The organism is Amycolatopsis sp. lyj-112, assembly GCF_046549055.1.
In the GTDB taxonomy this organism is placed as follows: Bacteria; Actinomycetota; Actinomycetes; order Mycobacteriales; family Pseudonocardiaceae; genus Amycolatopsis.
The window spans coordinates 605,591-623,018 of record NZ_JAJPWS010000002.1 but is presented as its reverse complement, the minus strand read 5'-3'; the positions used below and the strand labels follow the sequence as shown (position 1 = coordinate 623,018).

The window sequence follows — 17,428 nt, the reverse complement described above, 5'->3', positions numbered from 1 at the left end:
AACGCTACGTTGCTTTCCAAATTACGGCAACAAGCATGTTGCGTACTGTCAGTATAAGTGCAGGTCCAATGAGTTCAACTGTTGCAATGAGTGTGAAATTAACGCAACGAACACGATCTGATCATTGCAATGAATGAGAAGTGAACGCTACGGTGGCCAGATCAGGGACCGCCACAAGGGATCTAGGAGCGCGCGATGCCGGGAGGCAGACTCACTCAGACCGAACGTCGGCAGATCGCACTGGGATTGGCCGACGATCTCCCCTACGCCGAGATTGCGCGGGGCTTGGACCGTCCGACCTCGACGATCACCCGTGAGGTGATGCGCAACGGCGGCCCCACCGCCTACCGCGCCGACCTGGCGCACCGCGCCACCGAAAGCCGCGCTCACCGGCGCAGGCAGGTCACGCCCCGAGGGCTCGAAACGCCGGCGCCGGGCCACGGGCGCGACGCCGAGGCCGTGCGCGAGTACGAGGAGGCCTTCATCACCCTTCTCATGCAACAGGGCATGTCCAAGATGATGGCCCGGGTGCTGACCTGCCTTTTCATCGCCGACGCGGGCAGCCTCACCGCGTCCGAACTCGTCCAGCGCCTCCAGGTCAGTCCGGCGTCCGTCTCCAAGTCGATCTCGGTCCTCGAAAGCCAGGGCCTGGTCCGCAGGGAACCCGACGAACGCCGCCGCGAGCGCTACCACGTCGACGACGACGTCTGGTACCAGTCGACGATCGACAGCGCCCGCGGCATCGCCCAGATCGCCGAGATCGCACGGCGGGGGGTCGGCATTCTCGGCCGCGATACCCCGGCCGCCGCCCGCCTGGAGAACATGGCCCGCTTCAGCGACTTCATCAGCGAGAGCATCTTGCGCGCCGCGGTTCAAGGCCGCGAGGTCCTCCACACAAAACCCGCAACGAGTCCAGGCGGTGCTACCGAGTCGATTTCAGATCGCGAATAGACAGCCGTTTTGACAGCAGCGCGGAACGCGCGCCCGGCGCCTCACTTTCCCGCGTCAGGGCTGCTACTCCGGCGGTGTCTGGGAGCGAGCCGGTCGGTTTGTGGCGTGGAGGGCTTCATCGACGGTGTGGTAGAGCCGAAGCAGGACGTCGAGGCCGGTGACTTCGATGGGGCGGATCACGGGGCTGTTGGAGTCCACGGCGATGCGAAGAGGCTTTCGGCGTGTCTCCGCGTGCGCGTGAGCGGCCAGCAGGGCGGCGAGGCCGGCGGAGTCGAGGAAGGCCACCGCGGTCAGATCCAGAACGCAGGCTCCGCCTGGAGAATCGTCGATCGCCGTGATCAGCGCCGCTTGCAGCTCCGGCGCGGTGTCGGTGTCGATTTCGCCGGTCACCGTGACCACGATCTTGCCGGTGACGATTCGGCTGACGATGTCGAGGTCCGGGGGCGGCGGTTCGGCTCGGGACGATTCGCTCACGGTGGCGAACGCTACCGGGCCAGCGACGGCATGGAATGCCTCGCTGGTCCGGGTTCCGCCTCTTCCCGGGTAGGGCATGGTCAGTCCTGTGCCTGCCACGTGGGGGTGGCCGCCAGATGAGGGGCGTGACCGCTGCTTCCCTCGCGGTCCAACGCGAGTTCGGCCCAGACGGTCTTGTGCCCCGTGCCGTTGTCCACTCCCCAGGTGGAAGCGAGCCTGTCGATCAGCAGCAGCCCACGCCCACCGGAACCGTTCGGGGTCCGCTGCCGTGGTTGGCGCGGCGAGGCGTCTTCGACTTCGATGCGGAGGTATCGGCCCTCGTGGATGAGCCTGAGGCGGCAGGCGCGCGGTGCGTCCCCGTGCCGATGAGCGTTGCTGATCAGTTCGTCGGCCACCAAGACGGCGTCGTCCACGGTGAGCCCGCGGTAGGCGGCCAGCACCTGACGAACCGCTTGCCGGACGTCCCGGGTGGAGGTCGCGTCCAGGTCGCAGGTCACGCCGCTCGGCTCCGTGCGCTCTGAAATCCCCGGCTGTGTTGACATCCGTCCCACCCGCCTCGTTCTAGACGACCTATCTGGAAACATCGCGCATCGGATTCCCAGTACCCAAAGCCCGGCCTGGGCAAACGCCCGGGGCGACTACCTCATCATCGTGAACGCCGCGTCGGCTTGTAGCGGATGACTGTGACCACGGTGTCGTCGGCGTGCAGGACTACGTCGTGCATCTCCGTGGCGAGGATGTCGGGGATCCTCGTGGTGGGCAGCCCGGCGTTCCGGCGCGCGGCGGTTCCGGGTACTTCGGGGGGAACAGGATGGGGGTCACACGATCGGGTCGTGACGATCTTTCCGGGACGGGGTCTTAGTGGTGTGGAAGGGAAAGTGGACACCGTGAACGTCCGCTGACACCACAGGAACCGATCCGAGGAGAAGTCATGACCAACTCGACCGCTACCAAGGCTCCTGCCCACTCGACCGAGGTCGAGAAGACCGGTACGGGCGCACTCGTGTCGAGCCAGGGCTCCACCACCATCGCCGACACGGTCGTTGCGAAGGTCGCCGGCCTGGCCACCCGCGAGATTTCCGGTGTGTACGACCTCGGCGGTGGCGCCGCCCGCGCGTTCAGCGCGATCCGTGAGCGCATTCCCGGGGCTACAGCGTCGGCGAGCCAGGGTGTCTCGGTCGAGGTCGGCGAGAAGCAAGCCGCCGTGGACCTGCAGATCCTCGTCGAGTACGGCGTGTCCATCGCCGACCTGTCCCGCGCGGTGCGAAAGAACGTCATCGGCGCCGTCGAGCAGATCACGGGACTCGAGGTCGTCGAGGTCAACATCAACGTCTCCGACGTGCACATCCCCGGTGACGACGAGGACGACGACACCCAGAACGACACCGGCCGAGTCCAGTGAGTTCCGGCGTCGAGATCGACGCCGACCGCATCGCCGCCGCTGTGCAGGCCCGGCCGCATATCGCGGGTCTGCACAGCGGCCGGTTCGGCGAGATCGCCACCCTCCTTCGCGGGCGCCGGATCCCTGGGATCCGGATCCGCGACGACGAGATCACCATCGGTGTCACCGGCCGCTACCCGGCGACCGCCGTCGAGATCAGTGACGACGTCCGCACGGCGGTGGGGCCGGTCGATCGCCCGGTGCATGTGCGGATCGGCGACATCGCCTCATCCTCAGCGCGTACCGCCGGCGAAGACCCAGGCGCAGTGTCCGTCGCGTCACAGCCAAGGAGAGAATCATGAATTCCACCCACATCGGGTTGCTCACCGGTCTCGCCCTCGGACTCGCTGCCGCCTTCGGCGGGTTCGGTGCCTTCCTCGTCGTTCTTGTGCTGGGTGCGCTGGGTCTGCTCGCCGGTCGCGTCCTCGACGGCAAGCTCGACCTCTCCCAGCTCACCGGTCGCGACAAGGGGTGATCCACATGACGGCCACCTTGCCGGGCCCCGCCGCCGACGCCGGATCGGCCGACGAGGACGACCCGGGCACGCTCACCATCTCCGACAGCACGGTCGAGCGGATCGCCGCCCGGGTCGTGACAGAGGTCGACGGCGTCGGCGGCGCGGCGAGCCGCGTGCTCGGAGTCGCAGTCGGTGGTGAAGACCTCGACAACACCGCGAAAGTCACCGCGAAGGTCGACGGAGACACCGCGACTCTCGACGTCCGGCTCTCCCTCGGCTATCCGCTGTCGGTTTCCCGCACCACCGAGAACGTCCGCAAGCACCTGATGCGCCGCGTCGAGGAGTTCACCGGGCTCGCCGTGTCGCGAGTGGACATCATCGTCACCGCGCTGCACACCGCGGCGCCCGACGCCAGGAGGGTCCAGTGAAACGCCGCCCACGTCGCAGCATCCCCGCGACCCTCACCGCAGTGGTGCTGCTGCTCGCCTGCGCTCTCGTCGCCGTCGTCGCGGTCCAGATGCTCCTCGGCGAAACCCCCTGGGTCCGCTACGACACGGTCGCGGACGCCTTGCACGACACACGCTGGAGCGACCTGGCCCCTGCCATCGCCGGTGGCCTTGTCGCCGTGCTCGGGCTGGTCCTCCTGATGAGCGCGGTACTGCCTGGCAAGCCGACAGTCCTGCCGCTGCAGGGCGAGCTTGATTCCGGGGCCTCCAGACGCAGCTATCTCAGCACTCTGCGCACAGCGGCGTCCACAGTGGATGGAGTGGCCGCGGCGAAGCTGAAACTGAAGCACCGCAGGATTTCGGCGAAGGTCAAAACGGAGCGGACGAACACCGACGGCCTGACCGACGCCGTCCGCGGCGCGATCGAACGCCGGCTCGACCAGATCGATCCCGCTGTCCGCCCTACCGTCAAGATCAAGGTCCACGCCCCCAGGAGCGCATCGTGAGCCACCTCAACCGTCCTGCCGGCCTCAACCGAAGCCTGCTCGCGATCCTGAGTGTGGTCCTCCTCGCCGCCGGCGCCTTCGCCATCGCGACGCATTTCGGCACGCTCACCGTGCTCAAGCCGGATTCAGCACTGGTCCCTGGCACCGAAAACCCGCCCACCTGGGTCCTGTACGTCGCCGCGGGCGGGGCGATCGTGATCGGCCTGCTCGTCCTCCGCTGGCTGATCGCACAGCTGACCCGCAAACCCAAAACCCACGTCTGGCACTTCGAGTCCGACCAGGACACCGGCCGGACCGAGCTGGCGGCGAGCACCGCGGTCACCCCGTTCACCGCCGAGATCGCCACCTACCCCGGCGTCCACGCCGCACACGCCACTCTGGCCGGGCACCAGAACGCCCCCACGGTCGCACTGGTGATCAGCGCGGAACAGGACGCCGACCTCACGACGATCCGCGACCAGCTCACCACCGAGGGCCTCCCACGGCTGCGGCAGGCCCTCGACCTCGACACCCTCCCGGCGACCGTCGAATTCCGCTTCTCCACCAAGCCCGGCGCTCGGACGCTCCCAGCGCCCGGGGGTGTGCCGCGAGACGCTTGCGGCACACCCGGCGGTCTTATTCGGTGGTGCGGAGTTGGTGGTTTTGGCGTTGGGCGTCGTGGAGTTGGTCTTCGAGGCCGATGATGCGGCAGGCGGCGTCGAGGCCGGTGCCTTGGTCGACCAGTTCTCGTACGCGTGCGGCGAGGCGGAGTTGGTGGCGGGAGTAGCGGCGGTGTCCGCCGGCTGAGCGCTGCGGTTGCAGGAAACCGGCTTCGTCGAGGCTGCGCAGGAAGTTCTGCGTCGCGCCGAGCATGTCCGCGGCCCGGCCCATGGTGTAGGCGGGGTACTGGTCGTCGTCGAATTTGTCGGCCTCGCCCGTACCGGGGTCGGGGGTCTCGCGTTGGTCAGGGATCATTCCACCTCCACATCACAAGGGACCCCGGGCGCCACTTGCGGCGCCCGGGGTCCCAGGGTTTCAGGTATCACCATTGTCAGCCGGCGAAGAGGCCGGATTCCTGTATCCACGGTGTCCGTCCGAGAGGCGGACGACGCGGAGATCGCTTATTCGTAACCGAGAACCACCTTCCAATCTGATGGGACTGCGGTACCCGCGCGGCACTACCTTCCAGCCGCGGCGGGCGATCCAATGATGCGCCCTTTCCCTTCTTCCCTGTACTTCTTCCTTACCTTGCATCACTTCTACTGCTGCGGTCATCACCGGCTGGAACCCTTTCCCTGATCGGTCCCAGCACGCGTCACGCCGCTGGTCACTGCCCGGAGCCCTGTCCGATATCGGCTCCGGCCACCTGACCGGTCCTGCACCATCTGACTTGCCACTGACTTCGTACTGCCACTTGCTTGACTTGCGTTCTGCACTACTGCGCCGGGACCGCCTTGCCTACTTCGTCTTCATTATCCGGTCCCGGGATGCTGCCTCGGTCACCAGTCGAAACCTGTTCACTGATTGGCTTCGTCCTGCCTGACCGTCTTGTCTCACCTCGCGGGTAGTTCCGTCATCTCCCGCGCCTGCTTGACGTTGTCTCTCTCGGTATGGGCAGAACACTACACACAGCCACGCTTGAATGTCTACCCTCGCCATCATAGATTTGTTCTGGTTTCCGATGGAAAGCTCGACCGGAACAAGAACCGCAGGTCAGCGGTGTTGGGTGATTTCGATGTTCTCGCTCCGGCTGCCACCACCATTCCACTGCGGCCGCCATCAGGAGTGATGACCCAATCTCCAGTCTTCAACTGGCGGGTGGTGCGCCTACCTTCGTCGGAGAGGTCTGACTCGGTCTCCATCCCGCGCCGATCCTCGGGACCGGTCCCGGAGAACCCGCCCGATACTGCGGACATCACGCACTATGGGAAGCAGTGGCGACGATGGGCGAGTATCCGCAAGTGCGTCTGGCCTGGATCCGCAGCGAGCGACACCGCGAGTACATCGTCATCTCCACGACCACCACCCGGTACTCGTTAAGCGACATCGTGGTTTCGCGACCCGCCACCGGTGCCGTCGAAGCCGCAGTGGCCTGCGGCTCGTGTGAGAGCCCCCTACGTGTGCGTGTGTGGAAGCTGGCTTGGTTCGGGCCGTTCCTGCTCGTGGCGATGATCGCCACGGCGGCCATCATCCGCCTGAGCGCCTTGGACGCGCTCGACGACTCGACCCCGCGGCCCTACGTGCTGCTGCTCGCCAACGCACTCGGTCTCGGCTGGGTTGGTCTCGGGAACCCTGTTACCGAGGACGGCGCCCGGCTTTCTTCGTACTGGATCGATGCCGGCCGCCGTCTCCGCCGGTGGTGACGTGGACGTGGCATCGAAATACCCGCGACTCCTCGTCCTCGTGCGAGCACTGCTCCTGTGTGGTCTGCTCGCTGTCGCCGTAGCCGGATGTAGCAAGGAATCGGCGTCGACGGGGCGCTCCTCGGGCGACGCCGTCATCGATACGGTCACCGGCTTCGCGGGCGAGGATGCCGACGTATCGTGGATCAATGTCTTGTGGGAGCAGGCGAAGAGCGGTGACAGGGAGTTCCTGCGCTTGGTCATCGCCTGCAAGCCCGGAACCCGCGAGTGCCTGCTGGTAGCACCCGATGGCGCGGGATACGCGAACCTCGAAGATTTCGTCGAGGACACCAAACTGCTGAAACCAGGCGACACGATCTCCGGCGCCGGCGGTATCCCGAACAGCCCGGACACCTCCAAGACCGAGACTCAGACCAAGCACGACGACAATGACAACGCGGGATTCTGGGCCGGGACGATCGCTTGCATCCTGCTCGCGGCGGCCTTGATCGCCGTTTCCGTGTGGTGGTGGGTCAGGAAGTCACGCAACCGCAGCGACGACGTCCGGCTGCTGGAAGCCTGGGACGTACCACCTGATCCCGACGACAATCTGTTCGGCCCAGACCCGCCGCGGCCGGCTTGAGTCGCCGGCCGGGGCTCGGGGCCGATCCCCGTCCGGCTGCGATTGCTGACTCGCACAGAGCAGTCAACGGAGTGCCGGCGCGCGCGGACATAGCTGAGAATGCGCCGAATCGCGTTGCTCCCAAACGAAAAGTCGGGCGCGGCCGCGGCGAACAGCTCGGCCAGGTCCGTCCTTCCTCTTTCGCCAGGTGCGAACTCGGCATGCTCCCGCTCAGCGCGGTTGCTGCTGGACGACGCTGAACACGGCGGGCTGCCGCCGGCCTCCCTTTCGCACATACACCGCTGACCCGGCACGCCGTCGGCCGAGAGGCTCCACGCCGCCGGCCGGCTGGGCGGTGACCGTCAAGACCTGATCCCGTGGGTTCTGGGCACGATCTCCACGGTCACCTGGCTTCGAGACGTGCCGGCTTCTCGGCGGTGGCGTCGTAGGTGCCCAGGTGGAGGGTTCCCCAACTGCGGGTGCCCAAGTCAACTTACGATCGCTCGAAAAGCCTTCCCAACGTGGGTCCGACGCTCTCGCCGATCGTTCAGCGCTGACTCAGACGGGCTGAAAAGGTTGGGATATCAGCTGAGTGCTTGAATCTCGGTCGCCAGCTTCTCCTGGCTAGCCGCATACGACGCCAATAGGGCTAGACCGTCCGAGGTCGCCGTGCCGGCGGGCGCGGTGTAGACGGTCAGGAGCAGGCCGGGGTCGGCAGGCAGATCCATCGACTCGACGTCCAGGTCGAGCTGGCCCACTACCGGATGGTGCATACGCTTGCGTCCGGACCGGTGGAGCCGAACGTTCTGAGATGCCCACCGCTGCCGAAATAGTTCACTGCGTGTTGATAGTTCACCGACCAGGGCGATCAGCTCCTCGTCGTGCGGATTGCGGCCGGCTTCCATGCGTAGTTTCGCGGCCACATCGCAGGCGATTCGGTCATAGTCGACGAAGAACGTTTTTGCCGCTTCGGGATCCAGATACACGAACCGCGCGGTGTTCGCCGGCCTTCGCGTGTCGGCCAGCACCGGTGAATACAGCGCGCGGGCAAGGTGATTCATGGCCAGCACGTCATAACGGCCGTTGCAAATCCAAGCCGGCGCATCGGTGATGGCGTCGAGCACCTGCTGAAGCGCCGGACGCATCGTCGCGGCGGGTCGCCGGCGGCGTTGACCGCCGGGCGCCCTGGACTGCCGCGCAAGGTGGTAGAGGTGATCGCGCTCGGCCTCGTCAAGTTGCAAGGCAGAGGCCAACGCGTCGAGCACCCCGTCGGAGGTGCCGGCGAGGCTGCCGCGCTCCATCCGCACGTAGTAGTCGACCGATACCCCTGCTAGTAGAGCTACCTCTTCGCGACGCAGACCTTTGACCCGGCGGTTGCCGCCGTAGGCGGGCAGCCGAGCCTGCTCGGGCGTGATCCGCGCGCGACGCGAGCTCAGGAACTCCTTGATCTCAGTGCGGAGATCGATCTTGACCACCCCTTCACCATAGGCCCTGTCCGTGGGCGAAGGGAGGTACTGCTGGTACCCCCGTTGAGACCCGGCTTGGAGGTATTCACGAGGGCCGTCGGCCGCGGGCAAAGCCTCGCGCCGACGCCTAGGTACCCGATGCGGTCGTGGCGGTGCCGCCGTCGACCGGGACGATGGTGCCCGTCAGGTAAGACCCGGCCCGGCTGGCGAGGAAGACGGCGACACCTGCCATGTCGTCGTCGCGGCCGAGCCGGCGCAGGGGGGCCTTCGCCGCGATCGTGTCGCCGATGGCATCGATCGTGGCCGCCATCATCTGCGACGGGAACACTCCTGGGGCTACCGCGTTCACCGTGACGTGCTGTGGGCCCAGTTCCCTGGCAAGCACCCTGGTGAGTTGATGGAGTGCCGCTTTGCTGCTGGCGTACGAGTAGTTGGGTGCCTCGGCGACGTGGATGGCGGCGATACTGCCGATGTTGATGATCCGCGCGGGATCATCGGCGGTGCCCGCCCTGCGCAGTGCGGGCAGCAGCGCCTGCACCAGCCAGAACGGCGACTTGAGGTTGAGGTCGATCACTGCGTCCCAGGCCTCGGCCGGGAACGTCTCCAGCGGCTCGCGCCACATCGCTCCCGCGTTGTTGACGAGGATGTCCAGGCGTTCCGAGTCGGCCTTGACCAGATCAGCGAGGCGCTGACACTCGTCGTACCTGGACAGGTCGGCGGGGATTGCTTGAACGTCGCCGAATTCGGACAGTAGATGCTGTGCCTCCGCGCACGCGTCTGCCTTGCGTGAGCTGACGACGACGCGGGCGCCCGCCTGCAGAAAGCCGCGCGCGATCATCATCCCAATGCCCCTGGTGCCGCCAGTGACAAGTGCGTACTTCCCACTCAGATCGAAAAGGTCTGAGTGAGTGGTGAACTGGTTGTCCGCCATTGGTCTTCGTCCGTTCTATCGTGGATGCATGTGCTGACACGGTCACGCGTCCGGTGCAGCTGAATTGAACTGATGGGGGTAAAGCCGCCGTGCGTGTCTCCCGCGGATCCATTACTTCTCCTCCGTGTAACCGGAAGCCGACTCAAACAGGTTGACAGGGGTCCTGGACATCTGGGAGATCCTGGCGATACAGGTACTGTGAGAGCCCCCTTGCCTGGCGCGCCGGCTCACGCCGCCACAATCCCCTCCTGCACAGTCATTTTCCCTGTGAATGCCGGTCGCCCATCAGATGATCGGCCCGGGTTCGACGATGACAGGGATGCCGAGATGCACCGGACCGGTCTGCTGCCGCTCGCGGGTGCGATCCAGGATGACCAGTTTCTCGACCGCTTTCGCCAGGCTGGTGCTCAGGCCCTGCACTTCGCCCTGCCATCCGTTCAGTCGCGCTTCCTCGATGCGGTCGCTGAACTCTGGTCCAGCTCGGCATGAGCTGTTGCCTGCCAGGTGAGCCGGTGCCGTCTCCGAAGTAGAGCTTGCGGCGGAGGGGACTTGTAAACAGAAGGTCAGGGGTTCGAGCCCCCTTGGCGGCTCACTTCACTTCACCGGAAGACCCCGGTCACTTGCCTCACGGTCGGAGGCCCGACTCGTAGGCGAGGACGACGAGTTGAGCGCGGTCGCGGGCGTGCAGTTTGGTCATCGCCCGGTTGACGTGGGTTTTCGCGGTGAGTGGGCTGATCACCATGCGCTCGGCGATCTGGTCGTTGGACAGGCCCTGAGTCACGAGGGTGACGGCTTCGTGTTCGCGGTTGGTCAACCCCTTCAAGCCCGCGCCGACGTTGCCCGGGAGCGGCTGGGTGACATATCGGTCGATCAGCTTGCGGGTGATCGAGGGTGCGAGCAGCGCGTCGCCGCGGGCGGCGACGCGGATGGAGTGGAGGAAGTCTTCGGGTTCGATGTCTTTGACGAGGAAGCCGGCGGCGCCGGCGCGTAGCGCGTTGAAGACGTATTCGTCGAAGCCGTAGTTGGTCAGGATGACGACGTGTACTCCGGTCAGGGCCGGGTCCGCGGCGATGCGCCGGGTCGCCTCGATACCGTCGACGACCGGCATCTGAATGTCGATGAGCACGACGTCGGGAAGGTGTTCCCGGGTGAGCGCGACGCCTTCGTCGCCGTCGCCGGCCTCGGCCACCACGTCGATGTCGTGCTCGATATCAAGGAGCGCACGGAATCCGCTGCGGATGAGGGGCTGGTCGTCGACCAGCAGTACTCGGATCATGAGGTTCGCTCCACGGGAAGTTCGGCCTGTACGGAGAAGCCGCCTTCGATTCGCGGTTCGGCGCGCAGGTGGCCGCCGAGGGCGGTGATCCGTTCCCGCATTCCGAGCAGCCCGACTCCGGGGACCGGCGGGTTTCCCGGTGTGGCTTGGCCGTCGTCATCGATCCGGATGGTCAGGAGTTCGGGGCGGTGTTCGATCCGGACGGACGCGGTCGTGGCGGCGGCGTGCCGGGCGATGTTGGTCAGCGATTCCTGGACGATCCGGTAGGCGGTTCTGTCCACTGTGGCCGGTAGGGCCGGTTGTCGTCCTTCGATCGTCAGTTTCGCGTCCAGCCCGGTCGTCCGGGCCCGCTGAACCAGGTCCGGTAGGTGGGCGAGCCCGAGTGGCGGGTTCTTGTCGTCGTCGCGCAGGGCTTCGAGGGTCGCTCGCAGTTCTCTGGTCGCTTCACGGCCGGCCTCGCGGATGGCGAGCAGGGCCTGGGGTACTGGCTCTCCTTGCTTGGTGGCGACGTGGACGGCGGCTTCGGCCTGCACCTTGATGACGGAGATCTGATGGGTGAGCGAATCGTGCAGCTCTCGCGCGATGTGGAGCCGTTCTTCGCCGGCGCGGCGCAGCGCGGTCTCCTCACGGGTGCGCTCGGCCTCGACGGCGCGGCGCCCGGTCTGTCGCAGTGCTTCACCCGCGGCACCAGCGGCGATCAGCCACGCTATCTGAAGTGCGTCCCGGGAATGCGTGAACGCCTCGCCCACAGTCCAGCCGTCCGGGGATGCCAGTAGCGCCAAGGGAAGCCCGGCGAGCATGAGCACCGCGCCCGCCACTGTCGCGATGCGATGTCCCGCGCGCATCGTGCCGTACACCGCGACGAGAAACGCGACGGTGGGCACGTCGAAACCGATGGCCTGGTACCCCAGAGCGAACAAGGCTGTCGCCGCCAGCACGGTGATCGGAGCTTTGCGGTAGGCGGCCAGCGCCACACCACTCGCGACCAGCAACGCGTATCCCAGCGGGGCGAGACCTGTGCCAGGTTGCTTCCCGAAGAGTCCGCCGGTCACCAGGAATCCCGCGACGACGATGGCGATCGCCCAGTCGCTGATAGGGATCCGCCAGTTGCGCATACCGCAATCTAGCCCGATGTCCGCGTGGGCGACTCCTCCGTGCGGACAATCAGCGGACTACTGCGAACGCGGTAGTGGCCGGGATTTCCGCGGCGTTCGTGGCAGTCCGGTTCGACAACGGCGGCACCGCGAAGTGTCCACCGCTGGACAACGACCGGAAGGGGTGCAGGTGGCCATGATCTGGCGACGACCAGACGCGGTAGCGAAGGAGCACCTCATGTTCACCAACTTGCTTGCCATTACGGCTTTTTCCGCCCAGCCCGCGATCGGTACCTCCACTTTGACGTCCGGCCGTGTCTGGTCGCTGGTGGCCGCGGCGCTGGGATTGGCTGGTCTGGCCGTCGGCGTCTGGGCGCTGACCCGCTCCGCCGGTCGTACCGGCGCACGACGCAAGAGGGCCACCGTCGCCCTGGCCGCGGGGCTGGCCGCCATCGTCATCGGGGGAGTGGTGGTCGCCGCCGCCGACGGCGGGCCCGGCACCGGCTACGGAATCGTCGGTGGCTACATCGACATCGTGGTCGGGGCGGTGGCCGCGATCCTCGGCGGGCTGACGCTGGCACGTGCCCGCCTCGGCAGCGGGTCGCGGCGATAGCGTGGATTTCGTCGATGAGGGAAGGCCACGGTTTGCAGAGGGTTCCGCTCGCCGGGTCCCCGGAGGCGAAACCGCTGCTGCCTGGCGGCGAAACGGTTCCTCCTTCATAGACCGCTTTCGGGAACACGGGTTCGAGGGCTCGGCCCGGTGGCCGGCGGGAACACCGAGTCCAGTACGTGGGTGAGGATCGCGGCGGGGTCGCCCGCCGGTGCGACTGTTCGGCGCAGGGCGAGGCCGATGCCCAACGCGCCCAGCATGATGACCGCCTGGTGCAGCGGCATCGCGGGTTCGAGGTGCAGACGTCGGGAATGCTCGGAGAGCAGCGCGACGACTTCATCGTCGTGACGCCGTTGGATCGCGGCGATCAGGGTGGCGGTTTCGGGTTGCTGGGCCGTTGCGGCGAGCACTTCCGCGGCCGCCGCGCTCCACTTCGCCGCGTCCTTGTCCGCCGGGTCGATGGGGGCGAGGGCCGCGATCAGCTGGTCGCGGGTGGTGGCGTGGTCGAGAGCCTTCCGCAGCCCCTGGAGATGGGCTTCCGTGGTGGCTTCGATGATTGCCAGCCACAGTCCTTCCTTGCCGCCGAAATGTTTGTAGACGGCGCCGCGGGTGTAGCCGGCGTCGGCGGCGATCTCCTCGACCGTCGCCATCAGGAAGCCGCGTCGCAGGAACACCTCGCGCCCAGCGTCCAGCAGGTGTTCGTGGGTGCGTTGCTGCTGCTCGGCCCGGGTCAGCCTGGTCATCGCCCACCAATTCAGTAACAGTACGTTTCTAGAAACACGACGTTACTGTACTGTCGACGGCATGGAGATCCTGGCCCCCTTGGCCGCGTTTCTCAGCCTGCCGCTCTTCCTGGCCGGGTTCGCGTGGTACGCCGTGCGTGCTCGCCGTTGCGGCAGCAGTCAGTCCTTGTTGGCGCCGATCGAGGAGATCTGGGACCCGATCGCCCACAAGACCAACATCGAGATCCAGATCGAGGCCGAACGGAGTCCGGAGACGCCTTCACCCGGCGACCCGCCCGTGCTGCCGTGGCGGTACACCGAAACCGACGCGCCTCCGGCCCGTTCCGCGCGCCGCGAGAACGGCGCTGTGCTTTAAGACGACGCGATCCACTTCGCGAACACCTCCTGCACCTCGCGTGGCGCGTGTGTCAGCGTGTCCCGGTCCGCTTCGGCCGGGGAAACCCGTGGCACGTGGATGAGGATGTCGAAGGCCTCCAGTGCGTTCACGCCGGAGTAGAATGACCCCATCCGCTGCTCGGCGACGGTCCGGATGGTCTCGGTGTCCGTTGTGGACAGACCTCGCAGGTCGGTCGCGAACAGCCCGTCATGACTCGCGGACAGGACGCCGTCGAGACTGTCCGCTTCAGCCGGTTCGAGGTCGCTGAAGAACTGGCCCGCGTAAAACTCGGTGCCCTCACTCAGGACCTTGCCGGCGCCGGACGTGGTGCCGATGGCCAGGTAGTCGGAGCCCAGCCGGTCGGCGAGGAACAGGCCCATCGGCGCCGCCGGCGGGACGCCCGGCAGGGTGCCGCGCCAGCGCTGGATGTGGGCGTTGTGGGCGCCGAGCACGACCCGGTCCTCGGTGCGCAAGATCCCCTCGACGGTTTCGGCGATGGTGGCGTCGCGTGCCTCCAGCGCCGTGCGCATGTCGCCGGCGGTCATCGCGCGGACGACGTTGTCGAGGGTGATCACGGCCTTCAAAGCGGTGGAGGCGCGTTCGTACGCGCCGGTGCCGGTCCTGGCCGAGTAGTCCAGGCGGCGGGCCGACATGCGCGTCGCGAGTCCGGCGAGCCGCGCGGTCAGGGCATCTTTGGCCGCGTCGGGGAGTTTTCCGTATTCGCCGATCGCCGCGGGGATCGAAAAGGGCGATTCTGCCGCGAAGACGCTCGCCGTCTCCCGGATCGCCGGGTCCGGCGAGAAGTCCGGATCGACGTCCGCGAGGTAGCCGAAGACGGCGTCCAATCCCGGCAGCAGTGAGATGTTCGAGCCGCCGAGGTCGATGCCGTAACAGCTGACGGGACGGCCGCGCAGCCATTCCAGCTGGTCGCGGTTCTCCGTCCACAGCCCGGTCAGCGAGGTCATGCCGTTCGCGAGGGCGTTGCCGAGTTCGCCGTCGCCGGTGCGGACCCAGTCGTCGACCAGCCGGCTTTCGGCGAAGCCGGACTCGAACGCGAAGGCCTTGAAGCCCTGCCTCTCGACGAGGTAGCGAAGGACGCGATGGCGTAGCTGGGCGAACTCGCGGTTGTAGTGCGCGCTCTCGCCGATCGCGACCACGCGCGCGTCGCCGATCGCCTTGCCGAGCCAGTCGAGGTCGTCCAGCGGCGCGGTGGGGTCGAGCGTGTCCAGCGGGATCACCGCGTCGGCGGTCAGTCTGAGCATATCGGTCTCCGTTCCCATTTTTGGGAACGGTACCAGGTGTGGGATCGTAACGGCCGTGAACACTCTCGACCTGCTCCTGCACCCGGTCCGGCTGCGCATCGTGAACGCCATGTACGGCGGCGTCACGCGCACGACGTCCGAACTGTGCGCGCGGATGCCCGATGTCCCGAAGACCTCCGCGTACCGGCATGTCGGCCTGCTGGCCGAGGCGGGAATCCTGGAAGTCGTCGACGAGCAGCGCGTGCACGGAGCCGTCGAGCGGTACTACCGGCTGAGCGCGGACAAGGCGCGGATCGACCTCGACGACGCCAAGGCGATGTCGCTGGACGACCATCGGCAGGGCTTCGCGGCGGCGATGGCCGCCTTGCTTTCGGAGTTCAACGCCTACCTGGACCGGGACGGTTCGGATCCCGCCGCCGACTCGGTCGGCTATCGGCAGGGGGTTCTGTGGCTCACGCCGCAGGAACTGGCGGAGTTCGTCGACGAGCTGCTCGGGGTGTTCAAGGCGCGGGCGCTCAACACGCCGGCGCCGGGACGGAAGCCGCACGTGATGAGCGCGATCTTCTTTCCGGTCGGCGAAGCGGGTGTTCAGCCGGAGGCCGGACAGGCGCTGCCGGTGACAGGGCAGCACAGCGCGTCATAGGGGTCGCGGAGGTCTTCGATCAGCCGCCGGTGGTCCTCCCAGTTGTGGCGAAGCCAGCGAGCCACGCAAAGGACGGTGACCTGCTCGGCTCCGAAGGTCTTCAGCGCCAGCGAGGCGGACTGCGCCTTGTCGCCTGAGACCCACGTGTCGTCGACGATGAGCGCATGGCGTCCGCGGACAGCGGGCCGGAACTCGGGTTCGAGGGTGAACCGGTCGAGCCGCGGAGAGCGCGAGGGTTCCATGTCGAATCCGGGGCCGATACTCAGCCGGACGCGGCGCGCGGCCGGGTTCAGATCGGCGATCTGGCGGGCGAGCCCGGCGCTCGGATGTTCCGGCCCGGGTCGTTTCGCCGACGGCACGAACGTCACGACATCCCACGCGCCGACCGAGCTCGCGATGCACGCGCCGTGCAGGAGGCCGCCGACGCGCACCATGAGACGGAGGTCCCGTTCACATTTGGGTGCTGCGGGCAGGCGTTTGTATCCGTACACGTGGTGTTCCGACTGGTGGGTGGGGCTCATCCTGCTCTTGGCGTAGGCGAGCGGAACCACGAGGTCGGCGAGCCCGCCGCCGAAGGTCGCCCGTGCCGCGCGGCACTGTGGGCAAAGGGCGCCGGTTGCGGGGCCTGTGCACACTGGACATATGCCGGGCCTGCCTCTCCGGGTGTTGCAGAAGAATCCGCCGACCTCGGCTCGGAGCAACCGCGCCAGTTCTGTGGCCGTGACGGCCGGTGGAGTCATCTGTCGGCAGTGAGATTGAGCAGTGCGTCGATCTCGGCCGGGCCGGAGACGACGTGCTCGGCGGCCGCGATGACCTCCGCTGTGCTCCCGGCGACGTGGACACCGGGGCGATCGATCAGTTCTGCGGGCCATTTGTTGTTGCGTACGACGAGATCTGTGAGGATGACCGGTCGTCCGTGTGCGATGGCCTGGCGCGCTTGGATGCGAGCGCCGCTGTGTTCTCCGGCTTCGACGACGATCGTCGCGCGGCTGTACCCCGACATCACCGCGTTGCGCATGGGGAATGACTGCCTCGTCGGCGGAGAATCCGGCCAGAACTGCGAGATCACGAGTCCTTCGGTCGCGATGCGCTCCTGAAGCCGCCGATTTTCCGCCGGATAGTGACGGGTGATTCCGGTGCCGATCACAGCGACGGTCCGGCCGCCCGAGTCCAAGGCTGCCGTATGTGCTGCCGCGTCGATTCCTTTGGCGAGGCCGGAAATCACCGTGATACCCCGATCAGCCAAGCCGGTGGCCACGGCCCGGGCGATGGTCACTCCCAGCTCTGACGCCTGCCGGGACCCGACGACGGCCATCCCGACTTCCTCCGAAGGAAGTTTGCCCTGGTGGAACAGAACGGGAGGAAAGTCGTGGATCTCGCGCAGCTGCGGCGGGTAGAGCTCGTCCATGAAGGTCAAAAAGCCGAGCTCGTGCCACGACTCGATGTCGCGCTCGGCTTCGTGGAGTGCGGAGTTTTGGGTGGCTTCGTCGAACAAGCCGGGAGGATGGTGTTCTTCCCAGACATGCAGAGCGCTCTCTCGCTGCTCGATCTCGCGGGCGAGATCACGCCAGCTGAGTCCGTTCGGCCGGGTACGCAGCAGGGCGACCAACGCCGCCCGCTCCGTGTCGTCCCAGCGATCCGCCATGGGGTTCAGCGTAGGTGTTTCGCGATGCCTCGGCGCTTCAACCTCGGCTGAGCGAGGACTTGGGATGGAATAGAACACGCGTTCGATTATGACGATCTTCGGTCGATCACGCAAACATGATCAATTGTCACTTTTCGTGGTCGCCTTGACATGCACCCATGAGG

At 66.8% G+C, this 17,428-nt stretch carries 24 protein-coding genes; 12 read left to right on the top strand and 12 right to left on the bottom strand.

What is annotated here, in order from left to right:
• Positions 1-195 precede the first annotated feature (195 nt).
• Complete coding sequence (locus tag ACLJRL_RS09780) at positions 196-951, top strand: MarR family transcriptional regulator (protein ID WP_410655761.1); 756 nt, start codon at positions 196-198, stop codon at positions 949-951.
• Between the two features lie 63 nt (positions 952-1,014).
• Here ACLJRL_RS09780 and ACLJRL_RS09775 read toward each other — a convergent pair whose 3' ends face one another.
• Together ACLJRL_RS09775 and ACLJRL_RS09770 are read right to left on the bottom strand one after the other, a co-directional pair.
• On the bottom strand, positions 1,015-1,425 hold the full coding sequence (locus ACLJRL_RS09775; RefSeq protein WP_410655760.1) for an anti-sigma factor antagonist: 411 nt from the start codon (positions 1,423-1,425) through the stop codon (positions 1,015-1,017).
• An 80-nt stretch (positions 1,426-1,505) separates the two neighbouring features.
• Positions 1,506-1,922, bottom strand: coding sequence for an ATP-binding protein (locus ACLJRL_RS09770; RefSeq protein ID WP_410655759.1), 417 nt, complete (start codon positions 1,920-1,922; stop codon positions 1,506-1,508).
• Between the two features lie 434 nt (positions 1,923-2,356).
• Between ACLJRL_RS09770 and ACLJRL_RS09765 the strand changes: the two genes are divergently transcribed.
• The 6 genes from ACLJRL_RS09765 to ACLJRL_RS09740 are packed head-to-tail and all read left to right on the top strand — an operon-like array spanning position 2,357 to position 4,958.
• A complete protein-coding gene (locus tag ACLJRL_RS09765; protein WP_410655758.1) occupies positions 2,357-2,827 on the top strand; it encodes an Asp23/Gls24 family envelope stress response protein in 471 nt (156 codons plus the stop codon).
• Entirely contained in the window at positions 2,824-3,168 is a 345-nt protein-coding gene (locus ACLJRL_RS09760; RefSeq protein ID WP_410655757.1) for a hypothetical protein, read from the top strand. Before ACLJRL_RS09765 ends, ACLJRL_RS09760 begins: the two co-directional genes overlap by 4 nt.
• On the top strand, positions 3,165-3,341 hold the full coding sequence (locus ACLJRL_RS09755; RefSeq protein ID WP_410655756.1) for a hypothetical protein: 177 nt from the start codon (positions 3,165-3,167) through the stop codon (positions 3,339-3,341). Before ACLJRL_RS09760 ends, ACLJRL_RS09755 begins: the two co-directional genes overlap by 4 nt.
• A 5-nt stretch (positions 3,342-3,346) precedes the next feature.
• Positions 3,347-3,751: an Asp23/Gls24 family envelope stress response protein gene (locus ACLJRL_RS09750; protein WP_410655755.1), complete on the top strand. Its 405-nt coding sequence runs from the start codon at positions 3,347-3,349 to the stop codon at positions 3,749-3,751.
• Entirely contained in the window at positions 3,748-4,275 is a 528-nt protein-coding gene (locus tag ACLJRL_RS09745) for a DUF6286 domain-containing protein (protein ID WP_410655754.1), read from the top strand. The genes ACLJRL_RS09750 and ACLJRL_RS09745 overlap by 4 nt, the downstream gene beginning before the upstream one ends.
• Positions 4,272-4,958 (top strand): alkaline shock response membrane anchor protein AmaP, encoded by a 687-nt coding sequence (locus tag ACLJRL_RS09740; protein ID WP_410655753.1) that lies wholly within the window; start codon positions 4,272-4,274, stop codon positions 4,956-4,958. The genes ACLJRL_RS09745 and ACLJRL_RS09740 overlap by 4 nt, the downstream gene beginning before the upstream one ends.
• On the opposite strand, the gene ACLJRL_RS09735 is transcribed toward ACLJRL_RS09740, so the two are convergent.
• Positions 4,891-5,229, bottom strand: coding sequence for a MerR family transcriptional regulator (locus tag ACLJRL_RS09735; RefSeq protein WP_410655752.1), 339 nt, complete (start codon positions 5,227-5,229; stop codon positions 4,891-4,893). The two genes, ACLJRL_RS09740 and ACLJRL_RS09735, sit on opposite strands and share 68 nt — an antisense overlap.
• 968 nt (positions 5,230-6,197) lie before the next feature.
• Between ACLJRL_RS09735 and ACLJRL_RS09730 the strand changes: the two genes are divergently transcribed.
• Both ACLJRL_RS09730 and ACLJRL_RS09725 read left to right on the top strand, forming a co-directional pair.
• A complete protein-coding gene (locus tag ACLJRL_RS09730) occupies positions 6,198-6,617 on the top strand; it encodes a hypothetical protein (RefSeq protein ID WP_410655751.1) in 420 nt (139 codons plus the stop codon).
• Positions 6,589-7,239, top strand: coding sequence for a hypothetical protein (locus tag ACLJRL_RS09725; RefSeq protein WP_410655750.1), 651 nt, complete (start codon positions 6,589-6,591; stop codon positions 7,237-7,239). Before ACLJRL_RS09730 ends, ACLJRL_RS09725 begins: the two co-directional genes overlap by 29 nt.
• Positions 7,240-7,802: 563 nt before the next feature.
• On the opposite strand, the gene ACLJRL_RS09720 is transcribed toward ACLJRL_RS09725, so the two are convergent.
• The 5 genes from ACLJRL_RS09720 to ACLJRL_RS09700 form a co-directional block, all read right to left on the bottom strand.
• Positions 7,803-8,693 (bottom strand): helix-turn-helix transcriptional regulator, encoded by an 891-nt coding sequence (locus ACLJRL_RS09720; protein WP_410655749.1) that lies wholly within the window; start codon positions 8,691-8,693, stop codon positions 7,803-7,805.
• Positions 8,694-8,811: 118 nt separating this feature from the next.
• Positions 8,812-9,615, bottom strand: a complete 804-nt coding sequence (locus tag ACLJRL_RS09715) for an SDR family oxidoreductase (RefSeq protein ID WP_410655748.1) — start codon at positions 9,613-9,615, stop codon at positions 8,812-8,814.
• A gap of 285 nt (positions 9,616-9,900) precedes the next feature.
• Positions 9,901-10,035, bottom strand: a complete 135-nt coding sequence (locus ACLJRL_RS09710; RefSeq protein WP_410655747.1) for a hypothetical protein — start codon at positions 10,033-10,035, stop codon at positions 9,901-9,903.
• Positions 10,036-10,240: 205 nt separating this feature from the next.
• Positions 10,241-10,891 (bottom strand): response regulator, encoded by a 651-nt coding sequence (locus ACLJRL_RS09705; RefSeq protein WP_410655746.1) that lies wholly within the window; start codon positions 10,889-10,891, stop codon positions 10,241-10,243.
• Complete coding sequence (locus ACLJRL_RS09700; RefSeq protein ID WP_410655745.1) at positions 10,888-12,006, bottom strand: sensor histidine kinase; 1,119 nt, start codon at positions 12,004-12,006, stop codon at positions 10,888-10,890. Before ACLJRL_RS09700 ends, ACLJRL_RS09705 begins: the two co-directional genes overlap by 4 nt.
• A gap of 217 nt (positions 12,007-12,223) precedes the next feature.
• Here ACLJRL_RS09700 and ACLJRL_RS09695 point away from each other — a divergent pair, with 217 nt between their 5' ends.
• On the top strand, positions 12,224-12,598 hold the full coding sequence (locus ACLJRL_RS09695; protein WP_410655744.1) for a DUF6223 family protein: 375 nt from the start codon (positions 12,224-12,226) through the stop codon (positions 12,596-12,598).
• Positions 12,599-12,702: 104 nt separating this feature from the next.
• Here the strand turns inward: ACLJRL_RS09695 and ACLJRL_RS09690 are convergent, their stop codons facing one another.
• On the bottom strand, positions 12,703-13,338 hold the full coding sequence (locus tag ACLJRL_RS09690) for a TetR/AcrR family transcriptional regulator (protein ID WP_410655743.1): 636 nt from the start codon (positions 13,336-13,338) through the stop codon (positions 12,703-12,705).
• Between the two features lie 61 nt (positions 13,339-13,399).
• Here ACLJRL_RS09690 and ACLJRL_RS09685 point away from each other — a divergent pair, with 61 nt between their 5' ends.
• A complete protein-coding gene (locus ACLJRL_RS09685) occupies positions 13,400-13,693 on the top strand; it encodes a hypothetical protein (RefSeq protein ID WP_410655742.1) in 294 nt (97 codons plus the stop codon).
• On the opposite strand, the gene ACLJRL_RS09680 is transcribed toward ACLJRL_RS09685, so the two are convergent.
• Complete coding sequence (locus tag ACLJRL_RS09680; protein ID WP_410655741.1) at positions 13,690-14,976, bottom strand: erythromycin esterase family protein; 1,287 nt, start codon at positions 14,974-14,976, stop codon at positions 13,690-13,692. The genes ACLJRL_RS09685 and ACLJRL_RS09680 overlap by 4 nt on opposite strands.
• A gap of 55 nt (positions 14,977-15,031) precedes the next feature.
• On the opposite strand from ACLJRL_RS09680, the gene ACLJRL_RS09675 reads away from it, so the two are divergent.
• Positions 15,032-15,619: a helix-turn-helix domain-containing protein gene (locus ACLJRL_RS09675; protein ID WP_410655740.1), complete on the top strand. Its 588-nt coding sequence runs from the start codon at positions 15,032-15,034 to the stop codon at positions 15,617-15,619.
• On the opposite strand, the gene ACLJRL_RS09670 is transcribed toward ACLJRL_RS09675, so the two are convergent.
• Complete coding sequence (locus ACLJRL_RS09670) at positions 15,565-16,254, bottom strand: hypothetical protein (protein ID WP_410655739.1); 690 nt, start codon at positions 16,252-16,254, stop codon at positions 15,565-15,567. The two genes, ACLJRL_RS09675 and ACLJRL_RS09670, sit on opposite strands and share 55 nt — an antisense overlap.
• Before the next feature lie 101 nt (positions 16,255-16,355).
• Complete coding sequence (locus tag ACLJRL_RS09665; protein WP_410655738.1) at positions 16,356-17,342, bottom strand: DNA-processing protein DprA; 987 nt, start codon at positions 17,340-17,342, stop codon at positions 16,356-16,358.
• Between the last annotated feature and the right edge of the window lie 86 nt (positions 17,343-17,428).

Coding starts and splice junctions, on each gene's coding strand:
- ACLJRL_RS09700 (WP_410655745.1), bottom strand. CDS start 12,006: ATGCGCAACTGGCGGATCCCTATCAGCGACTGGGCGATCGCCATCGTC.
- ACLJRL_RS09685 (WP_410655742.1), top strand. CDS start 13,400: ATGGAGATCCTGGCCCCCTTGGCCGCGTTTCTCAGCCTGCCGCTCTTC.
- ACLJRL_RS09715 (WP_410655748.1), bottom strand. CDS start 9,615: ATGGCGGACAACCAGTTCACCACTCACTCAGACCTTTTCGATCTGAGT.
- ACLJRL_RS09690 (WP_410655743.1), bottom strand. CDS start 13,338: ATGACCAGGCTGACCCGGGCCGAGCAGCAGCAACGCACCCACGAACAC.
- ACLJRL_RS09680 (WP_410655741.1), bottom strand. CDS start 14,976: ATGCTCAGACTGACCGCCGACGCGGTGATCCCGCTGGACACGCTCGAC.
- ACLJRL_RS09730 (WP_410655751.1), top strand. CDS start 6,198: ATGGGCGAGTATCCGCAAGTGCGTCTGGCCTGGATCCGCAGCGAGCGA.
- ACLJRL_RS09780 (WP_410655761.1), top strand. CDS start 196: ATGCCGGGAGGCAGACTCACTCAGACCGAACGTCGGCAGATCGCACTG.
- ACLJRL_RS09755 (WP_410655756.1), top strand. CDS start 3,165: ATGAATTCCACCCACATCGGGTTGCTCACCGGTCTCGCCCTCGGACTC.
- ACLJRL_RS09735 (WP_410655752.1), bottom strand. CDS start 5,229: ATGATCCCTGACCAACGCGAGACCCCCGACCCCGGTACGGGCGAGGCC.
- ACLJRL_RS09765 (WP_410655758.1), top strand. CDS start 2,357: ATGACCAACTCGACCGCTACCAAGGCTCCTGCCCACTCGACCGAGGTC.
- ACLJRL_RS09750 (WP_410655755.1), top strand. CDS start 3,347: ATGACGGCCACCTTGCCGGGCCCCGCCGCCGACGCCGGATCGGCCGAC.
- ACLJRL_RS09705 (WP_410655746.1), bottom strand. CDS start 10,891: ATGATCCGAGTACTGCTGGTCGACGACCAGCCCCTCATCCGCAGCGGA.
- ACLJRL_RS09725 (WP_410655750.1), top strand. CDS start 6,589: ATGCCGGCCGCCGTCTCCGCCGGTGGTGACGTGGACGTGGCATCGAAA.
- ACLJRL_RS09695 (WP_410655744.1), top strand. CDS start 12,224: ATGTTCACCAACTTGCTTGCCATTACGGCTTTTTCCGCCCAGCCCGCG.